Below are 17,592 nucleotides of genomic sequence, written 5' to 3'. Positions count from 1 at the left end.
ATTACGCGCGGCTTTGCCGCGCTAATCCGACCTACCCGATCTGCCTGAGCCGTAGCGTAGGTCGGATTAGCGACGGCACGCCGCGTAATCCGACACCACCACCGATCAGCCAGGTACGGCGCCTGCTTCCATGTACATCAATTCCCACTGATGCCCATCGGGATCCTGGAAACTGTGGCCATACATGAAGCCGAAATCGATCGGCTCCTTGTAGATGCTGCCGCCCGCCTGGACGGCTTTTGCCACCAGCGCATCGACTTCGCCCCGGCTCTCGGCCGACAAACACACGAGCACTTCCGTCGCCACCTTGGTATCGCACAGCTGCTTGGGCGTGAATTGCTTGAATTTGTCGTGCGTCAACAGCATCACGAAGATATCGTCGGCAACGATCATGCACGTCGCCGTTTCATCCGTGAAATGGGCATTGAAACTGAAGCCCAGCGCCGTGAAAAACGCCACGGAGCGTTCCAGCGACTGGACGGGCAGATTGACAAAGATTTTGCGGGCCATCATGTCTCCTTGTGGGTCGTAGTTATGGATGCTGCCCGCCGATTCTACACCGCCTTTTTACGCGCCCGCGCGTCCCACAGTCTTCGGCGCGTAGCCGAAATAGCGGCTGAAGGCGGCACTGAAATTGGCCGGGTGACGGTAGCCCGTTTGCCAGCCCGCCTGCGCCACCTGGCAACCATTTTCCAGCAGTAACTTTGCCCGCTGCATGCGCAGCGCCAGCAGGGTGCGCTGCGGGCTGTCGTTGTAGCGGTAACGCCATCCCTGCTTGAGCTTGAACAAACTCAAGCCCGCTTGCGCGCACAGGTAATCGAGCGTGAGTGCCTGCGCCATCTGCTCCTGCATCAGCGCGTAGACGCGTTCCAATTTGACGATGTCGGCCTCGGACCAGCGCGGTACAAGAACGGGCACAGGCCGCAGTCCCCGCAGCTGTTCCGCCAGGATACTGAGCACGCTGATATGCACGGCCAGCGGGTCCGTCGCGCGCAGCAGCGAGCGGGCGTGCAGGGTAGCGGCCGCCGTGGTGGCCGCATGCGCCAGCTGGCGCGCGCCGCCGTGGGGCAGCAGAGACGCCAATCCCTCCGGCCAGTAGCGCGCCAGCGCCTCTTCATCGACCAGCACGCGCAATTGCGCCGCCCGTTGATGCGCCTCGAAACGGCGCTCGCCGCTGACGTGGCGAAACACCGTCATGGTCGTGTGACCGCCCTGGAAGCGCAATTGTTCGCCATCGCGCGTGGCGTAGGCAGACGCGCCTTCCAGGCCGATGGTGATCACCATGCCGCCCCCGTCGTCATGCTGCGATGGCTCGACGAGCGCAAGCCGTGGCCGGTAGTCGGAATGCACGAGCAGCAAACCCTGGTCGACCTGGCGCTGGTCGGCGCGGCACTCTTTCAACCCCGGGTCCAGCTGGCGCCGCGTCCAGCCTGCCGCTTCCCTCTCCTGTCCCCTCATCGCTCCTCCCCGTTTTCCCGCGCGCCGTCCCGCATACGAAATACGCCGCCGCGCATACAAATGCAAATGATAATTATTCTCATTGTTGCATAAAATGATGCTGATGCCCACCTCGCCGAAAGGAAGATCATGTCATTCGATACGCAACACGCCTTGCAACCGTACTGGGACCTGGCCGTCGCGCCCGTCCAGGCCGATGGACTGGCCGCCGCCCTGGAACTGGGTATTTTCGAGGTGCTGGCAACGCCGCACACGCCGGCGCAACTGGCGGACGTCCTGTCGCTACATGGGCCGCACACGGCCCTGCTGCTGGAATTGCTTTGGAGCATGCAGGTGCTGGAGCGCGACGGCGCCGATACTGAGGCACTACGCTACCGCTGCACGGCCACCACCTTGCAGTATTTCTGCCGCGACGCTGTTGCCTTTTGCGGCGACGCCTGGCTGTACCGGCTGCACGCGCTGCGCCATTTCGCCACGCAGCTCAACACCCTGGTGCGCGACGGCGGAAAAGTAACGCCCTACAGCACGGCGAGCGGGGTCAACTGGGCCACCGCCGCGCAGCAGCAGATCGGCCAGGAGCAGCGCGCCGTCACCATGCGCGCCGCCCTGTGCGTGATGCAGCGCGTCGCCCCGTTTGCGGACGGCAACACGCCGCTGCGCCTGCTCGACGCGGGCGGCGGTCCCGGCTGGGTGGCCATTGCGCTGGCGCAAGCCCATGCGGGCGTGCACGGCTGCGTTTTCGACTGGCCGGAAACGGTGGCCGTGGCGGCCGCGAACATCGCCCATGCGCAACTATCCGACCGCCTGGAGACCCTGGGCGGCGACCTGGACAGCGACGATATCGGCGGCGGCTACGACCTCATCTGGTGCTCGTCCGTGCTGCATTTCGTGCCAGACATGGCGGCTGCCTTGCGCAAGATGCAGGCGGCCCTGAAGCCCGGTGGCGTGCTCGTCTGCGTGCAGGCGGAAATCGCGGCGGCGCCGGGCGACGCGGCGCGCGTGCTGCCGTATTACTTGCCAATGCGCATGCTGGGCCGCACGGTGACACGGCACGGTGAATTGGCGCAGCTGCTGCGCGACACGGGCTGGCGGCAAGTGGAGCAATACGGCGCCAGCGATTTTCCCATGGCCCCCGTGCAGGTGCTGATTGCTCGTGCCTAACAATTACCATTTAGCAATTATCTTTTTTATAGCAAAAAAGGACGCAAATGCGCTAAGCTGTGCCGGCATTGATCGATGTCATCCGCAGCACTGTGCTGCCTTCACAAGGAACCCATCATGAGTCAAGCTATTGCAGGGAAAGTCGTCCTCATCACCGGTGCCAGCAGCGGCCTGGGCGAAGCCACCGCGCGCCATCTGGCCGCATTGGGCGCCTGCGTCGTGCTCGGTGCGCGCCGCATGGATTTGCTCAATACCATCGCCGAGGAAATCACGGCCGCCGGCGGCCAGGCCGCCATTGCCCAGACCGACGTCACTCAGGCGGGCGACCTGAAGCGCCTGGTCGACACGGCCCTGGCCGTGTTCGGCAAGGTCGATGTGATGATCAACAATGCGGGGCTGATGGCCATCGCGCCGATGAGCGCCTTGCAAGTCGACGAGTGGAACAACATGATCGATATCAACATCAAAGGCGTGTTGAACGGCATCGCCGCCGTCCTGCCATACTTCCAGGCGCAAAACAGCGGCCACTTCATCAATATCTCGTCGGTGGCGGGACAAAAAGTCTTCAGCCCGGGCGGCACCGTCTACAGCGGCACCAAGTTTGCCGTCAGCGCCATTTCAGAAGGCTTGCGCCACGAGCTGGCGGCCAGCGGCGGCACCATCCGCACCACCGTCATTGCGCCGGGCGCCGTCGACACGGAATTGAGCCAGGGCAGCAGCCACGCCGAGAGCGCCAAGGCCGTCAAGGAGTTCTACCAGATCGCCATTCCCGCCGATGCCGTGGCGCGCGCCATCGCGTATGCGATCGAGCAGCCGGCCGACGTGGCTATCAATGAGATCGTGCTGCGCCCGACGGCGCAGGCGTTTTAAGCGGCATCCTGTTGCAGCGACTCGATGATCAAGCCGGCCAGGCGCTCGACGGGCGGCCTGGACACGCTTGAGGCGCGCAGCAATTCCAGCGACAGCGGAGGCAGGGCGGGCAAGCCCGCTTCCACGTGATCGAGCGCGCGCACGGTCGAGGGCAAGCCCAGGCCCGTGCGCACCGTCACGCCCAGTCCGGCCGCCGCCGCCGCCCACAGTCCCGCCAGGCTGGGACTGGTAAACGCCGTGCGCCAGGCGATGCCGGCCCCGTCGAGCGCCTGCGTGGCGCAGCGCTGGAACAGGCATTCGCGGTCGAACGTAATGAGCGGCAAAGGCTCGCCAGACTCGGGCCGCCAGGCCAGACTGGAGGAGGCGATCCAGCGCATGGACGGTTCGGCAATATGCTGGCGCTGCTGCTGCGGATATTCGGCCACGTCAGCGATGCAGGCGCCGCCCCACAGCAGGGCCAGGTCCAGCTGGCCCATTGCCAGCCCTTCCATCAAGGCCGTGTTGCGCGCCACGTGCGCCTCGATGCGCACTTTCGGATGCGCGCGGGCAAAACGCCCCAGCACGTCGGGCAGCAAGGCTTCGCCAAAATCCTCCTGCAAGCCCAGCCGGATCCACCCTTCCAGTTCCGCGCCGCGCAAGGCGACGGCTGCCTCATCGTTGAGTTCCAGCAGGCGGCGCGCATAACCGAGCAGCACGTCGCCGGCCGGCGTCAGCGCCAGGCCCCGGCCATCCTTGCGGAACAGGGGCATGCCCGCCTGCTCCTCGAGTTTTTTCAGCTGCGCGCTGACGGCCGAGGTGGAGCGGCCCACCTTGTCGGCCGCGCGGGCAAAGCTGCCCAGCTCGATGCCAGCCACATAGCTGCGCAGAAAGGCGATGTCGAAATTAAGCAGGCTCATGGCGTGGAAGCAATCGTCCGGTTTTTTGGGATGGTACAGCGTAAATTATCTGATATTCAGAATGATCGTAGCGCGCGACACTGTCAGGGTCAACCACTTTTCTCTCCCTGCCATGAACACCAGTTGCCAAGCCATTCCCGTTCCTGTTCCCGTCACCGCGCCCGTGCTGGGCGACGCCCACCGCTGGAAAGTGCTCGCCGTCGGCGTGGCGGCCAATGCCAGCTTTTCCGCCGCCGCCAACGGCATGCCCACCACGGCCATCTGGCTGCGCAGCGGCTATCACCTGAGCAATACAGAACTGGGGGTGGCGCTGGGCGCCATGGGCCTGGGCGTGGCCCTGACCGAATTGCCATGGGGCATGGCCACCGACCGCTGGGGCGACCGCCCCGTGCTGCTGACCGGCTTGCTGGGCACCATGTTGGCGCTGCTGGCCTTGCTGCTGTGGATTACGCCCGCTGGCGGGTCCGTGCCGCCCTTATGGGCGCTGGCGGCGGGGCTGGCGCTGGTCGGCGTGCTGGGAGGCAGCGTGAACGGCGCCAGCGGCCGCGCCGTGATGCGCTGGTTCGGCCCCGGCGAACGGGGTTTTGCCATGAGCATCCGCCAGACGGCCGTGCCGCTGGGCGGCGGCCTCGGCGCCCTCATCCTGCCCAGCCTGGCATCGCGCTACGGCTTCATGCCCGTGTTTGGCGCCCTGGCCCTCGTATGCGGCCTGTCGGCGTTTTTTACGTGGCGCTGGATGCATGAGCCCGATTTCTCTGCCGAGGCCGCCAAGGGGCCGCACAATGCGTCCAAAAGCCTGTCCGGGATCAAGCCACTGCCACCGTTACGCAATCGAAAGGTCTGGCGCATGGTAGCCGCCATCGGCTTGCTGTGCGTGCCCCAGTTTGCCGTGCTCAGCTACGCCACCGTCTTCCTGCACGACCATGGCGGCCTGGGCCTGGCGGCCATCACGGCCGTGATGGTGGCCCTGCAGGCGGGCGCCATGGTGATGCGCATCTGGAGCGGACGCCATACGGACCGCCACGCGAACCGGCCCGCCTACCTGCGCGGCTCGGCCCTGGTGGCGCTGGCGTCATTCATTTTTCTCGGATGCATCGCCTGGCTGGAGGCGCCGGGCTGGCTGCTGATGGCCGCCGTGGTGCTCGCCGGCATCGCCGTGTCCGCCTGGCATGGCGTGGCCTACACGGAGCTGGCCACGGAAGCGGGCGGCGCCAATGCGGGCACGGCCCTGGGCATGGCGAACACGGCCGTCTACGTGGGGCTGTTCCTCACGCCGATGGCCATCCCGCACCTGCTGGCGGCCAGCAACTGGTCCGTCGTATGGTGGCTGGCGGGACTGGTGGCGCTGCTGACCTGGCCGCTGTTTCCAAAGCCTTAAGAAAGCGGCGAAATCCTGTAAACGCAGCGCATCGCGTTCGCCAGCACGTGCTGCTCGCGCACGATGCTGGCGCTTGGCCCCACCACTTCCTGGAACAGCTGCAGTTCGGAGCGGCAAAAGCCCTGGCAGGTGCGCGCCGCGGCGCAGATGGGGCAGTGGTCTTCGATCAGCAGCCAGTCGTCGCCGTCCGCTTCCACGCGCGCCATATACCCCTCTTCATCGCGCACGGCGGCCAGCTGCTGCAGCCGCGTGGGCAAGTCCGGCGCCGAGCACGCAAGCGCATACGCGCTGCGGCTTTCCTCTTCGCGCTGCGTGATCAGTTTATCCAGGCCCGCCTCGCCGAACAGCTGGCGCACGGAGCCGATCAGCTTGATCGTCAGCTGCGCATGCGTGTCGGGAAAGCGCGCATTGCCCGCTTCCGTCAAGACCCAGTTCTGGCGCGGCCGTCCCGCGCCCGCCTGCGCTTCCTGGCGTCCTTCGATCAGGCCTGCCGCCACCAGCTTTTGCACTTGCTGGCGCGCCGCTTCGCCCGTCATGTCCAGGGTCTTGGCCAGGGTCGCCGTGGAGACGGGTCCCTTGGTCTTGATGAAATACAGGATGCGCTCCGTCGTTTGCGGCGCTTCGCTATTATCCAAACGTTTACTTGTGTAATTCATTTCGCTCAACTATCATGGGGCCAGTTAACCAACTAATTGCTTGCATAATAGGCCGGTAGCTCCCCGCTGTCGAGGAGTTTCCACGCCTGCATGCCAGCAAGGTACTCTTTTGACAGGATTTTCCCATGCAACTGTCTCACTCCATCTGGCTGTTTTACTCCATCCTCGCTACCGGCCTGGCCTCCTGGCTCACCCTGGCCGCCATCAACAACCTGCACGCCTTCCACGGCTCCGTCTGGGCCATCGGCAACACCATGCGCATGGACCCGCTGCGCCAGGACCCGACCATCCAGACGCCGCTGCTGCGCCGCGCGCTCACCTCATTGACCTTGCACCGGCTCTCGCTGGGCGTGGTACTGGCGCTGCAACTGCTGGCCGCCATCGCCGCCTGGACGGGCGTGGCGCTGTTGTTCGGCGGCGGCCTGGCTGCTGGCTTGCCCTGGCTGAACCTGGCCTTGTGCGCGATGGCCACCTTTTTGCTGCTGATGCACCTGGGCGGCCTGTGGTTCGGCTACTGGATCGCGCAGGAAGGCTTGCAGACGACGCACCTGGTGCTGCTGCTGTGGACCATAGCCCTGTTTGTACTCTTCAACGCGCAGCGGACCTGACCAGCCTCCGCTGCGCCTCTTCTTCCCTTTGTACTTTTCCCTCTTTGTACTTTTCCCTTTGTACTGCTGTAAAGGACTTCATCATGAATACGAAAATCGTCGGCGCCTCCGCGCTGGCCATCGCCCTGGCCGTCGCGGGCGCCGCGCTGACCCCGCGCGCAGACTCGCATGCGGCCGATGCCGCCGCCTCCCCCGCCACCAAGGTGGCGCTGGTCCCCGTCGTGCTGGGCACGCAGGAACGCTTTTTTGCGGGCGTGGGCGAACTGGAAGCGGCGCGGCAAGTACAAGTGGCCGCCGAAACGGGCGGCCGGATCACGCAGATCCGCTTCGAATCGGGGCAAACCGTGGCGGCCGGCGCCGTGCTGGTACAGCTCAATGACGCGCCGGAACAGGCGGCCCTGCTGCGCCAGCGCGCACAGCTGAAAAACGCGGAAAGCAGCCATGCGCGCACGGCGCAGATGGTCAAGGAAAAAGCGGCCACGCAGGAGCAATTGGATAGCGCCCTGGCCGCGCGCGATGCGGCCCTGGGCGACGTGCGCCAGACGGAGGCGCTGATCGCGCAAAAGACCATCCGCGCCCCGTTCGCGGGGCAGCTGGGCATCCGCAAGGTGCACGCGGGCCAGTACCTGAACGCGGCCGACACGGTGGCCAGCCTGATCGACACGAAGTCGCTGATGGTGAACTTCGCCCTCGATGAACAGAGCAGCGCCAAGCTGGCGCCGGGCCAGGCCGTGCAAGTGCTGGTGGACGCGTATCCGGGCGACGTCTTTACGGCGAAGATCAACGCCATCGACCCGCTGATCGCCCGCTCGCGCATGGTGCAGGTACAGGCGGCGCTCAGCAATCCGCGCGGCGCCTTAAAAGCCGGCATGTACGCGAATGTGCGCGTGGCGCGCGAGGCGGGCCAGCAGCTGACGGTACCGGAAACGGCCGTGACCTACAGCGCGTATGGCGACACGGTGTTTGTCGCGCAGCAGGAGGGCAAACAGCCGCTCACCGTCAAGCGCGTGGGCGTCAAACTGGGCGAGCGGGCAGGGGGCCGTGTCGCCATTATCGATGGCTTGCGCGAAGGGCAGCGCGTGGTCGCTTCGGGCCAGCTGAAACTGGCCGACGGCATGGCCGTGCAAGCCGTGGCCAATACCCTGGACGAGGCCAAGCGCGCCGCGCCCAAGGCCGGTTCCTAAGGAGCGCACACGATGAAATTTACCGATTTATTCGTGCGCCGCCCCGTGCTGGCGCTGGTGATCAGCACCCTGATTTTGATGCTGGGCGTGATCGCCATCCTGCAGCTGCCGATACGCCAGTATCCGATGCTCGAATCATCGACCATCACGGTGAAAACCACGTATCCGGGCGCCTCGGCGGAACTGATGCAGGGTTTTGTCACGCAGCCGATCGCGCAAGCCGTGTCGTCCGTGGAAGGCATCGATTACCTGACCTCGTCGTCGGTGCAGGGCAGCAGCACCGTCACCGTGCGCATGGAACTGAACCGCGATTCCACGCAGGCGTTGACGGAAGTGATGGCCAAGGTCAACCAGGTGCGCTACAAGCTGCCCGAAGGTGCTTTTGACCCCGTCATCGAGCGCTCGGCCGGCGATTCCTCGGCCGTGGCCTACGTGGGCTTTGCCAGCGAGAGCGTCTCGGCGCCCGCACTGACGGACTACCTGGCGCGCGTGGTGCAGCCGATGTTCGCCACCATCGACGGCGTGGCCAAGGTCGACGTGTATGGCGGCCAGCAGCTGGCCATGCGTTTGTGGATCGACCCGGCAAAATTAGCGGCGCGCGGCTTGACGGCAGCCGACGTGGCCGACGCCGTGCGGCGCAATAACTACCAGGCGGCGCCGGGCAAGGTGAAGGGACAATTCGTCGTCTCCAACATCAGCGTCAACACAGATCTGACCAGCGTGGCCGAGTTCCGCGACATGGTCATCCGCAAGGGCGGCGATGACAGCGCGTCGCTCGTGCGCCTGAAGGACGTGGGCACGGTGGAACTGGGCGCGGCCGCCACGGAAACGAGCGGCATCATGGACGGCGTGCCGGCCGTGTACCTGGGCCTGTCGCCCACGCCGGGCGGCAACCCGCTGGTGATCGTCGACGGCATCAAGAAGCTGCTGCCCGAGATCCAGAAAACCCTGCCGCCCGGCGTGAAAGTGGAGCTGGCGTTCGAGACGGCGCGCTTCATCCAGTCGTCCATCGACGAGGTGGCGCACACCCTGCTCGAAGCGCTGCTGATCGTCGTCATCGTCATCTACCTGTGCATGGGTTCCCTGCGCTCCGTGCTGATTCCCGTCGTGACGATTCCGCTGTCGATGCTGGGCGCGGCGGCGCTGATGCTGGCCTTCGGCTTCAGCATCAATCTGCTCACCCTGCTGGCGATGGTGCTGGCCGTGGGCCTGGTGGTCGACGACGCCATCGTCGTGGTGGAAAACGTGCACCGGCATATCGAGGAAGGCAAGACGCCCGTGGCCGCCGCGCTGGTCGGTGCGCGCGAAGTGGCCGGCCCCGTGATCGCCATGACGATCACGCTGGCGGCCGTGTATGCGCCCATCGGCATGATGGGGGGCCTCACGGGAGCGCTGTTCAAGGAATTCGCGCTGACCCTGGCCGGCGCCGTGGTGGTGTCGGGCGTGGTGGCATTGACCCTGTCTCCCGTGATGAGCTCCTTGCTGCTGCAGCCGAAACAATCGGAAGGGCGCATGGCGCGCGCCGCCGAGCATTTCTTCGAAGGTTTGACCAGCCGCTATGCGCGCCTGCTGGACCGCTCGCTGCACCACCGCTGGCTGAGTGCCGGTTTCGCCGCGCTGGTGATGGTGAGTCTGCCGTTCCTGTACCTGCTGCCGCAGCGCGAACTGGCGCCGGCGGAAGACCAGGCCAGCGTGTTGACGGCGATCAAGGCGCCGCAGCACGCCAACCTCGATTACGTCGAGCGCTTTTCGTACAAGCTCGATGCCATCTACAAGCATATCCCCGAAACGCACTCGCGCTGGATCATCAACGGCGGCGAAGGTCCGGCATCGAGCATCGGCGGCATCAACCTGACGCCGTGGGCCGAACGCGCGCGCAACGCGGCCGTCATCCAGGCGGAATTGCAGCACGCCGTGGGCGACGTGGAAGGCACCAGCATCTTCGCCTTCCAGCTAGCGCCCTTGCCCGGATCGAGCGGCGGCTTGCCCGTGCAGATGGTGCTGCGCAGCGCGCAGGATTACGCCACCCTGTTCCGCACCATGGAAGACGTCAAGCAGCGCGCGCGCGACAGCGGCCTGTTTGCCGTCGTCGACAGCGACCTCGATTACAACAACCCCGTGGTGAAAGTGCGCGTGGACCGCTCGAAGGCGAACAGCCTGGGCATCCGCATGCAGGACATCGGCGAATCGCTGGCCGTGCTGGTGGGCGAAAATTATCTGAACCGCTTCGGCATGGATGGCCGCGCCTATGACGTCATCGCGCAAAGCCCGCGCGAACAGCGACTCACGGCGCAAGCCCTGACGCAGCAGTACGTGCGCGCCGACGATGGCAGCCTGCTGCCCCTGTCCGCCGTCGTCTCGGTGACGGAACAGATCGAGCCGAACATGCTGACCCAGTTCAACCAGCAAAACGCGGCCACCTTCCAGGGCGTGCCGGCGCCCGGCGTGACCCTGGGCGACGCCGTCGCCTTCCTCGACGGCGTGGCGAAAACCCTGCCGCCCGGCTTCAGCTACGACTGGCAGTCCGACGCGCGCCAGTTCGCCACGGAAGGCAATGCCCTGCTGCTGGCCTTCCTGGCGGCCGTCGTCGTCATCTACCTGGTGCTGGCGGCCCAGTACGAAAGCCTGACGGACCCGCTGATCATCCTGATCACGGTACCGCTATCGATTTGCGGCGCGCTGATTCCGCTGGCGCTCGGCTATGCCACCGTCAACATCTACACGCAGATCGGCCTCGTGACCCTGATTGGCTTGATCAGCAAGCACGGCATCCTGATGGTGGAATTTGCCAACGAATTGCAGGTGCATGAACAGCTCGACCGCATCACGGCCATCCGCAAGGCGGCGCAGATCCGCCTGCGCCCGATCTTGATGACGACGGCCGCCATGGTGGTGGGCCTCGTGCCGCTGCTGTTCGCTTCCGGCGCGGGCGCCAACAGCCGCTTCGGCCTCGGTGTCGTGATCGTCTCGGGCATGTTGATCGGCACCTTCTTTACCCTGTTCGTGCTGCCCACCGTGTACACCTTTCTGGCCCGCCGCCACACGGCCGACCATGCCACGCCGCGCGCCCGCGACCTGTCGCAGGCGCTGAAGGAATCCCCATGAAAAATTACCGCTATCTTGTCGCCCTTTTCCCCGTGCTGGCCGGCTGCGCCGTCAGCCCCGCCTACGTCACGCCGGGCACGCCCGCCATCACCCTGGCCAGCCCGCAGCAAGCGCAATTCGCAGCTGGCACGGGCGCCGTCAGCGAGGCCGCTTGGTGGACGTTTTTCGATGATGCACGGCTGTCGCAGCTGATCGCCAGCGCGCTCGCACACAACCTCGATATCGCGCAGGCGCAGGCCAACCTGCTGGCCGCGCGCGCCGTCTTCGACGAGCGCCGGCTCGATGAACTGCCCGCTGTCACGGGGCAGGCGGGCTGGCAGCGCACGGTGCAGCAGGACACACCCGATAGCCGCACCGCCAGCGCCAGCACGCGCGTGGGATTCGACGCGCAATGGGAGATCGACCTGTTCGGCCGCCTCGCGCACATGAGCCGTTCGGCGCAGGCGCGCGCCGATGCGGCGCAGGCGGACTTGCGGCAAGTGCGGCTGACGATCGCCGCCGAGGTGGCGCGCAATTACTACGAGGCGCTGGGCTACCAGCAAAACCTGGCGCTGACGCAGGCGCAGGTGCAAAGCTGGCGCGACACGGTGGCATTGATCGACGCGCGCATCCGCGCCGGCAGCGGCTTGCCGGAAGAACGTCACAACGCGCTGGCCAACCTGGCGCGCAGCGAGGCGGCATTGCCACCGTTGCAGGCGGGCCTGCGCCAGGCGCAGTACCGGCTCGATGTGCTGAGCGGGCAAGCGCCTGGCGCCATCGCGCTGGCGACCACACCGCGCCAGCAGGCGCCGCTGGCGGGCCAGCTTCCCCTCGGTGACGTGAATCAGCTGATCAAGCAGCGGCCCGACGTGGTGCGCGCCGAGCGCCTGCTGGCCGCCTCCAGCGAAGACGTGGGTGCCGCCACGGCCGACCTGTATCCGCGTCTGAGCCTCGGCGGTTTCCTGGGCTTCTTTGCCCTGCGCGGCAGCGGCGTGTTCGATGGCGGCGCGCGCGCCTTTGAGGTGGCGCCCTCCGTCAGCTATCCGGCCTTCCGCCTGGACAGCGTGAAGGCGCGCTTGCGCGGCACGCAGGCCGAGGCGCAGGGCGCGCTGGCACGCTATGAACACACGATGTTATTGGCGCAGGAAGACGTGGAAAACGCCGTCACGCAGCTGGCGGAAAACCAGACGCGATTGGCCTCCCTGCTGGAATCGGCGCGCCACGGCAACGCGGCCCTCGGCATCGCCAGCACGCGCTATGCGGGCGGCGGTGGCAGCTATCAGGCCGTGCTGGAAAACCAGCGCGCCTTGTACGATATCCGGCGCGAAGCGCTGCTGGCGGAGACGGCATCCTACATCGATGCGATTGCCCTGTACAAGGCGCTGGGATGGGGGCAAACTATGTAGCATTTTTCGATCAGGAGGAAATCCGATGTTCACGCAAGGCAGCTGGCTCAATCCACCGGAAAACTGGTCCGCCGACGGCGCGCAATTGCGCGTGACGACGGATGCGAACACGGATTTCTGGCGCAAGACCTCGTATGGTTTTATCCGCGACAGCGGCCACTTTTTCGGCACGGAAGTCGATGGCGATTTCACGGCGCAGCTGCACGTGGCGGCACAGTATTCCGCACTGTACGACCAGGCCGGCATGATGGTGCGCATCGACGAGCAACACTGGATCAAATGCGGCGTCGAATTTTCCGACGGCCAGCTGCTGTTGAGCACCGTGCTGACGGTGGATAAATCGGATTGGGCCGTCAGCATCGCGCCCGCCATGCCGGACGGTTTCTGGCTGCGCGTGACGGTGGAAAAGGGCGTCATCCGGGTGCAGTATTCGACCGATGGCAAGCTGTGGCCGCTGCTGCGCCTGGCGCCGTTTCCCGAGGCCAGCCACTACCGCGTGGGGCCCATGTGCTGCACGCCGGAACGCGGTGGCCTGGAAGTGGTTTTTTCGCAGTTTTCCACCGGTCCTGCGCTGCAAAAAGCGTTGCATGATTTAAGCTGATTTTCCAGCATAAAATCACGGCTGTTTATTCGTGCTGGTTGAGCGAGCGGTGCACGTCTTTCGACTCGTTGCGCCCCGGCCTGTCATCGGCCAGCTTGCCCGCTTCGCTGTGCGGCTGCTGGGCCACGCCCTTGACGTGGTCGCGGTGTTCCGGCTGTCCCAGGCCAGGCAGGTTTTCCTGCTCCACGACATCTGGCGGGCTCTGTGGCGTAATCACATTGTTCGCCCAGTGGCCACTGGCGACATTGCCGCTGGCGGGCTTGCCGCCGCCCTGGTTGGCATAGGCGTCGCCATCCGCTTGCGCGGCAGCGGTCTTGTCCATGCCGCTATTGCGGGCCTGGTCTGCGGGCTTCGAGGGGGTATCGTTCATTGCGCTTCTCCTGCCAATAGTCGATAAAATCCCATCTTGAGCCGATAATTCCTACTGCGCAGCCAGCGCGCGGCTAGTCTTCCTGTAGGAAAATGCCGCGCGCGGTGCCGCTTTACGCGGCCGCCGGCGCCACCCACGTCTCGTGCAAATGGCGCCACAGCAGGGCGCCGCTGGCCGTTTTTTCATACACGACGGTGGACCAGCGCTCGGTGTTTTCCGCGCCGGGCAGCGACTGGAATTCGCGGTAGGACACGGTGGCGCCGGCCGCACTTTCCTGTATCAGAACGAGATCCGAAATGCGCATCTGCAAGCCCGGACGGCTGCCGCCGGCGGCGCGGAAAAACGCCGCCAGGCCAGCGCCATCGAGCTGCTTGCCACCCGGTGACACCATCGTGAAAGCGGGCGAGAAACGCGCGAGCAAATCAGCGCAATGTTCGGGCGCCGTGGCTGCGCCGGAAAGCCATGCGCGGATCAGCACATGCGTGGATAAAACGTCGTCAAAATAAAGATTTGTAGCATTCATTTTTTGCTTGCTCCATGGTGATGTAACAGGTCGAGAACGGCGCGGTTGTCGATGCGCAGGCACAGCACCAAAGGCAGCACGCACACGCTGGCGGCCAAGGCAAAGCACCAGTGAAACACCTGCGCCGCGCGCGCATGCAGGGCGGGGTCGTCCAGCGATGCGATACCGTGCGCGGCCAGCAAGCCATTGAGCAGTACGCTGAGCAGCGCCACGCCCAGGCAAAAGCCCAGCTGGCGGTTGATATTCCACACGGCGCTGGCCTGGCTCAGCTGCGCGTCCGGTGTGCGCAAAAACGCCGTGCTTTGCGCCGTGCTGCTGCACAAGCCGCCGCCAAAGCCCATGACGGCATAGGCGCCGGCCAGCCAGAATAATTGATCTGCGGAGTCCACCCGCAGCAGCATCAGCATGCCCGCCGCCTGCAGCAGGGCGCCCGCGATGAACAGCGGCTGCGGCCCCACGCGGCGGTAGCTTTTGCCGGTGAGCGAAATGGCCGCAAACGAGGCCAGCGCCCACGGCAGCATCAAGGCGCCCGCCGTCGAGGCCGGCATGCCCAGCACGCCCTGCAGATACAGCATGGCCAGCAGGCTCACGCCCATGAACACGCCCGGCACCAGCAGGTACATCAGCATGGCAATGCGCAGCAGCGGCTCGGCGGCCAGGCGCAGGTTGAGCAGCGGCGTCGACTTGCGCAACGCGCCGCGCACATAGCCCCACGCGCAGGCGGCGCCCAGCGCCAGCACGCCGGCGCCGGTCAGCAACTCGCCCGGCGTACCGAGCATGGTCAAGCCCAGCAGCAGCAGCAAAATCGCCGTGCTGCCCGCCAGCAGGCCGCCCACGTCGAGACGGGGCACGGCCGCGCGCGGGGGATCGGGACGCAGCCAGCAGGCGGCCAGCAGCAGCGCCAGCGCCGCGAACGGCACGTTCAAATAAAAAATCGCCCGCCACGACAGGCTGTCGACGATCACGCCGCCCAAGGCGGGCGACAGCGCGGGCGCCAGCAAGCCCACCAGCATGATGACGGAGGACAGGCCGGGGCGCTCCGCAGGTTGATATAGCTGGTAGGTCATGCTTTGCCCCAGCGGAATGAGCAGGCCGCCACCGAGGCCCTGCACGCAGCGCCAGGCAATCAGCGCCTCGATCGAGGGGGCCAGACCGGCGCCGATGCTCGCGCATAAAAAAGTTAGCAACGATGCCATGAACACGGTTTTGCTGCCATAACAGGCAGCCAGCCAGGCACTGGCGGGAATGACGATGGTCAGGCCGAGGATATAGGCGGTGCTGATCCAGGCCAGCTGCGCCACCGAGGCGTGCAGGGCATGGCCGATGTCGGGGTAGGCGACGCTGGTGATGAACATGTTGATCAGGTCGACGAAAAACCCCAGCAGATAGATGGCCGCCACTTTTTTGCGATAGTCCATGGTGCTCCAAATGGCAAACGGCCAGCTTAAACGCCCATCGTCATTTGCGTAACGGGCCAGCGCCGATTACACTGTCAAACCCATTTTGACAAAGCCCCGCAACCCGCATCTCTTCTTATTTATGATCAGTCTTGACCGCCTGGGTATTTTCATTGCCATCGTCGACGCCGGTTCGCTGACGGCCGCCGCCGCCGTGCTGGGCCAGAGCAAGGCCGTCGTCAGTTTTAATTTGAAACAGCTGGAGGCGGAGCTGGGCGTGTCGCTGCTCACGCGCAGCACGCGCAGCCTGGCGCTGACGGACGTGGGGCGGCGCTTTTACGAGGATTGCCAGCGCGTGCTGAGCGAAGCGCATGGCGCCATCGAGACGGCGCGCCAGGGCCAGCAAGGCTTACGCGGCACCCTGCGCCTGACCACCACCGTCGAATACGGCAGCCGCACGGTGATCCCCGCACTGATCGCCTTCGCCGCCGCCCACCCGCAGCTGCAGATCCAGCATTCGTCTTCATCGTCGCACGAAGACCTGATCTCGGGCCGCTATGACCTGGCCATCCGCATGGGTTCCCTCAACGATTCGAGTTACCGCGCCGCGCTGATCGAGCCGTACGCGATCTGGCCCGTCGCCTCGCCCGCCTACCTGGCCAGCCGGCCCGGCACGAAGATCGCCACCTTGGACGACTTGCAGCGCGCGCGCTGGCTGGCGCACAGCCGCCTGGCCTCGCCCCTGCGCTGGGACGTGCAGACACCCGACGGCCCCGCCGCCTTCGCCGTGCAGGACGACGCCGCCATCCATTCCGACTCCGCCTCGGCGCTGCTGGGCTTTGCCCTGGGCGGCTGCGGCGTGGCCCTGCTGCCGCAGTGGCTGGTGGAGGGGGAGGTGCGCGCGGGACGCCTGCGCCGCCTGCTGCCCGACGTCGTCTTCCCGGAACAGGGCGTGTATGCCGTGTATCCGAACACCCAGCATATTGCGGAAAAAGTGCGCGCCTTTATCGACTTTTTGCGCGCGTTCGTGGGCGCGCCCGACTGAGATTTCAATTCGTCAATATTTGATGAGGTCAACGATTTCCAAGGGGCAAACGGGCGCCCCTTTCGGTGTGTACGGCCTACACTGAAGGGACGTTGTTCATCGAATGGAGACCATCATGGCACATACATTGGCAGCAGTTTTCGCCGTGCGCGACATGGCCGAGCGCGCCCGGCACGACCTGATCACGGCGGGATTTCCCAGCGCCAACATCCGCCTGCACGATGCGGGCAGCGACGAATTTTCCGCCACGGAAAATATCCGCCGCGACGACAGCGACAGCCTGCTCGACAACATCAAGCATTTCTTCACGGACCTGTTCGGCAGCCACGCCGACCGCCACATCTATGCGGAAGCCGTGCGACGCGGGCATGTCGTGCTGACCCTGGAAGGAGCGAGCGACGCCGATATCCAGCGCGCCACCGACCTCGTCGAGCGCTACGCGCCGCTCGACATCGATGCGCACGCCGAGCACTGGCGCGCCGGCGGCTGGCAGGGCGCGCCGCAAGACGACAGCGCGAGGCGCCAGGGCGCCAGCATGCAGTCCGGCGCGCCATCGCAGCAGGGCACGTCCGCCGGCAATATGAACGAGGCGCCAGGGTCGCAGCAGTTTGCCAGCGACATGGCGTCGCCGCCGCCGTCGTCCGGCGCGGGCGCCAACGTGCGCCGCTATCCCGGCGCCGATAACCTGCCCGGCACCAGCTACGACGACGAGCAGTACTACCGCAGCCACTGGAGCGCCACCTATGTCGCCACCGGCGCGCGCTTCGAGGACTACGATCCCGCCTATCGCTATGGCCATTCCATGGCCAACAGCGACAGCTACCGGGGCCGCCCATGGGACGAGGTGGAAGCGGACCTGCGTTCCACGTGGGAGCACACGTATCCCCAGTCGGCGTGGGACAACTTCAAGGCGGCCATCAAGCATGGCTGGGAACGCATGACCTCCTGACGCGCT

The 17,592-nt window shown here is 65.6% G+C and carries 17 protein-coding genes; 10 read left to right on the top strand and 7 right to left on the bottom strand.

From position 1 onward, the window contains the following. Nucleotides 1-105 precede the first annotated feature (105 nt). Together AC1RBA_RS14260 and AC1RBA_RS14255 are read right to left on the bottom strand one after the other, a co-directional pair. A complete protein-coding gene (locus AC1RBA_RS14260; RefSeq protein ID WP_070223284.1) occupies nucleotides 106-510 on the bottom strand; it encodes a VOC family protein in 405 nt (134 codons plus the stop codon). 57 nt (nucleotides 511-567) lie between these two features. Next, the gene (locus AC1RBA_RS14255) at nucleotides 568-1,458 is read right to left on the bottom strand and encodes a helix-turn-helix domain-containing protein (RefSeq protein ID WP_492418733.1); all 891 of its coding nucleotides are present in this window, start codon (nucleotides 1,456-1,458) and stop codon (nucleotides 568-570) included. Nucleotides 1,459-1,587: 129 nt separating this feature from the next. On the opposite strand from AC1RBA_RS14255, the gene AC1RBA_RS14250 reads away from it, so the two are divergent. Then, nucleotides 1,588-2,619 (top strand): methyltransferase domain-containing protein, encoded by a 1,032-nt coding sequence (locus AC1RBA_RS14250; protein WP_409027509.1) that lies wholly within the window; start codon nucleotides 1,588-1,590, stop codon nucleotides 2,617-2,619. A gap of 117 nt (nucleotides 2,620-2,736) precedes the next feature. Continuing rightward, nucleotides 2,737-3,489: an SDR family oxidoreductase gene (locus tag AC1RBA_RS14245; protein ID WP_070223291.1), complete on the top strand. Its 753-nt coding sequence runs from the start codon at nucleotides 2,737-2,739 to the stop codon at nucleotides 3,487-3,489. Here AC1RBA_RS14245 and AC1RBA_RS14240 read toward each other — a convergent pair. Continuing rightward, nucleotides 3,486-4,385 carry a LysR substrate-binding domain-containing protein gene (locus tag AC1RBA_RS14240; protein WP_070223293.1) on the bottom strand — a complete coding sequence of 300 codons (900 nt, stop codon included), beginning with the start codon at nucleotides 4,383-4,385 and terminating at the stop codon, nucleotides 3,486-3,488. The genes AC1RBA_RS14245 and AC1RBA_RS14240 overlap by 4 nt on opposite strands. Nucleotides 4,386-4,497: 112 nt before the next feature. Here AC1RBA_RS14240 and AC1RBA_RS14235 point away from each other — a divergent pair, with 112 nt between their 5' ends. Then, a complete protein-coding gene (locus tag AC1RBA_RS14235) occupies nucleotides 4,498-5,763 on the top strand; it encodes an MFS transporter (RefSeq protein WP_492418731.1) in 1,266 nt (421 codons plus the stop codon). On the opposite strand, the gene AC1RBA_RS14230 is transcribed toward AC1RBA_RS14235, so the two are convergent. After that, nucleotides 5,760-6,419: a helix-turn-helix transcriptional regulator gene (locus AC1RBA_RS14230; protein WP_070223362.1), complete on the bottom strand. Its 660-nt coding sequence runs from the start codon at nucleotides 6,417-6,419 to the stop codon at nucleotides 5,760-5,762. The two genes, AC1RBA_RS14235 and AC1RBA_RS14230, sit on opposite strands and share 4 nt — an antisense overlap. Before the next feature lie 125 nt (nucleotides 6,420-6,544). Between AC1RBA_RS14230 and AC1RBA_RS14225 the strand changes: the two genes are divergently transcribed. From AC1RBA_RS14225 to AC1RBA_RS14205, 5 genes are all read left to right on the top strand, one after another. After that, nucleotides 6,545-7,027: a DUF2165 family protein gene (locus AC1RBA_RS14225; RefSeq protein ID WP_492418729.1), complete on the top strand. Its 483-nt coding sequence runs from the start codon at nucleotides 6,545-6,547 to the stop codon at nucleotides 7,025-7,027. Between the two features lie 83 nt (nucleotides 7,028-7,110). Beyond that, nucleotides 7,111-8,211 carry an efflux RND transporter periplasmic adaptor subunit gene (locus AC1RBA_RS14220; protein WP_492418728.1) on the top strand — a complete coding sequence of 367 codons (1,101 nt, stop codon included), beginning with the start codon at nucleotides 7,111-7,113 and terminating at the stop codon, nucleotides 8,209-8,211. Nucleotides 8,212-8,223: 12 nt separating this feature from the next. Further along, the gene (locus AC1RBA_RS14215) at nucleotides 8,224-11,316 is read left to right on the top strand and encodes a MexW/MexI family multidrug efflux RND transporter permease subunit (RefSeq protein WP_492418726.1); all 3,093 of its coding nucleotides are present in this window, start codon (nucleotides 8,224-8,226) and stop codon (nucleotides 11,314-11,316) included. Further along, nucleotides 11,313-12,701 carry an efflux transporter outer membrane subunit gene (locus AC1RBA_RS14210; RefSeq protein WP_492418724.1) on the top strand — a complete coding sequence of 463 codons (1,389 nt, stop codon included), beginning with the start codon at nucleotides 11,313-11,315 and terminating at the stop codon, nucleotides 12,699-12,701. Before AC1RBA_RS14215 ends, AC1RBA_RS14210 begins: the two co-directional genes overlap by 4 nt. Nucleotides 12,702-12,726: 25 nt before the next feature. Beyond that, nucleotides 12,727-13,302 carry a DUF1349 domain-containing protein gene (locus AC1RBA_RS14205; RefSeq protein WP_492402488.1) on the top strand — a complete coding sequence of 192 codons (576 nt, stop codon included), beginning with the start codon at nucleotides 12,727-12,729 and terminating at the stop codon, nucleotides 13,300-13,302. 25 nt (nucleotides 13,303-13,327) lie between these two features. Here the strand turns inward: AC1RBA_RS14205 and AC1RBA_RS14200 are convergent, their stop codons facing one another. The 3 genes from AC1RBA_RS14200 to AC1RBA_RS14190 all read right to left on the bottom strand — a co-directional run bounded on the left by AC1RBA_RS14200 (nucleotide 13,328) and on the right by AC1RBA_RS14190 (nucleotide 15,613). Then, nucleotides 13,328-13,672, bottom strand: a complete 345-nt coding sequence (locus AC1RBA_RS14200; protein ID WP_099408196.1) for a hypothetical protein — start codon at nucleotides 13,670-13,672, stop codon at nucleotides 13,328-13,330. Between the two features lie 112 nt (nucleotides 13,673-13,784). Next, nucleotides 13,785-14,195, bottom strand: coding sequence for a DUF4440 domain-containing protein (locus tag AC1RBA_RS14195; RefSeq protein ID WP_492418722.1), 411 nt, complete (start codon nucleotides 14,193-14,195; stop codon nucleotides 13,785-13,787). Beyond that, nucleotides 14,192-15,613, bottom strand: coding sequence for an MFS transporter (locus AC1RBA_RS14190; RefSeq protein WP_492418720.1), 1,422 nt, complete (start codon nucleotides 15,611-15,613; stop codon nucleotides 14,192-14,194). The genes AC1RBA_RS14195 and AC1RBA_RS14190 overlap by 4 nt, the downstream gene beginning before the upstream one ends. A gap of 121 nt (nucleotides 15,614-15,734) precedes the next feature. Here AC1RBA_RS14190 and AC1RBA_RS14185 point away from each other — a divergent pair, with 121 nt between their 5' ends. Together AC1RBA_RS14185 and AC1RBA_RS14180 are read left to right on the top strand one after the other, a co-directional pair. Continuing rightward, entirely contained in the window at nucleotides 15,735-16,637 is a 903-nt protein-coding gene (locus AC1RBA_RS14185; protein ID WP_070223312.1) for a LysR family transcriptional regulator, read from the top strand. Between the two features lie 115 nt (nucleotides 16,638-16,752). Beyond that, nucleotides 16,753-17,586: a hypothetical protein gene (locus AC1RBA_RS14180; protein ID WP_162995800.1), complete on the top strand. Its 834-nt coding sequence runs from the start codon at nucleotides 16,753-16,755 to the stop codon at nucleotides 17,584-17,586. Nucleotides 17,587-17,592: the final 6 nt, after the last annotated feature.

The organism is Janthinobacterium sp. GW823-FHT03B06, from assembly GCF_058796955.1.
Note: the sequence above shows the minus strand (reverse complement) of the source record. Positions and strands in the feature narration are given on the sequence as shown.

Excerpts from the sequence above, each read along its gene's own strand:
- AC1RBA_RS14190 (WP_492418720.1), bottom strand. The coding sequence starts at position 15,613 with ATGGACTATCGCAAAAAAGTGGCGGCCATCTATCTGCTGGGGTTTTTC.
- AC1RBA_RS14260 (WP_070223284.1), bottom strand. The coding sequence starts at position 510 with ATGGCCCGCAAAATCTTTGTCAATCTGCCCGTCCAGTCGCTGGAACGC.
- AC1RBA_RS14210 (WP_492418724.1), top strand. The coding sequence starts at position 11,313 with ATGAAAAATTACCGCTATCTTGTCGCCCTTTTCCCCGTGCTGGCCGGC.
- AC1RBA_RS14185 (WP_070223312.1), top strand. The coding sequence starts at position 15,735 with ATGATCAGTCTTGACCGCCTGGGTATTTTCATTGCCATCGTCGACGCC.
- AC1RBA_RS14235 (WP_492418731.1), top strand. The coding sequence starts at position 4,498 with ATGAACACCAGTTGCCAAGCCATTCCCGTTCCTGTTCCCGTCACCGCG.
- AC1RBA_RS14215 (WP_492418726.1), top strand. The coding sequence starts at position 8,224 with ATGAAATTTACCGATTTATTCGTGCGCCGCCCCGTGCTGGCGCTGGTG.
- AC1RBA_RS14180 (WP_162995800.1), top strand. The coding sequence starts at position 16,753 with ATGGCACATACATTGGCAGCAGTTTTCGCCGTGCGCGACATGGCCGAG.
- AC1RBA_RS14200 (WP_099408196.1), bottom strand. The coding sequence starts at position 13,672 with ATGAACGATACCCCCTCGAAGCCCGCAGACCAGGCCCGCAATAGCGGC.
- AC1RBA_RS14240 (WP_070223293.1), bottom strand. The coding sequence starts at position 4,385 with ATGAGCCTGCTTAATTTCGACATCGCCTTTCTGCGCAGCTATGTGGCT.
- AC1RBA_RS14220 (WP_492418728.1), top strand. The coding sequence starts at position 7,111 with ATGAATACGAAAATCGTCGGCGCCTCCGCGCTGGCCATCGCCCTGGCC.
- AC1RBA_RS14195 (WP_492418722.1), bottom strand. The coding sequence starts at position 14,195 with ATGAATGCTACAAATCTTTATTTTGACGACGTTTTATCCACGCATGTG.
- AC1RBA_RS14250 (WP_409027509.1), top strand. The coding sequence starts at position 1,588 with ATGTCATTCGATACGCAACACGCCTTGCAACCGTACTGGGACCTGGCC.
- AC1RBA_RS14255 (WP_492418733.1), bottom strand. The coding sequence starts at position 1,458 with ATGAGGGGACAGGAGAGGGAAGCGGCAGGCTGGACGCGGCGCCAGCTG.
- AC1RBA_RS14245 (WP_070223291.1), top strand. The coding sequence starts at position 2,737 with ATGAGTCAAGCTATTGCAGGGAAAGTCGTCCTCATCACCGGTGCCAGC.
- AC1RBA_RS14230 (WP_070223362.1), bottom strand. The coding sequence starts at position 6,419 with ATGAATTACACAAGTAAACGTTTGGATAATAGCGAAGCGCCGCAAACG.
- AC1RBA_RS14225 (WP_492418729.1), top strand. The coding sequence starts at position 6,545 with ATGCAACTGTCTCACTCCATCTGGCTGTTTTACTCCATCCTCGCTACC.
- AC1RBA_RS14205 (WP_492402488.1), top strand. The coding sequence starts at position 12,727 with ATGTTCACGCAAGGCAGCTGGCTCAATCCACCGGAAAACTGGTCCGCC.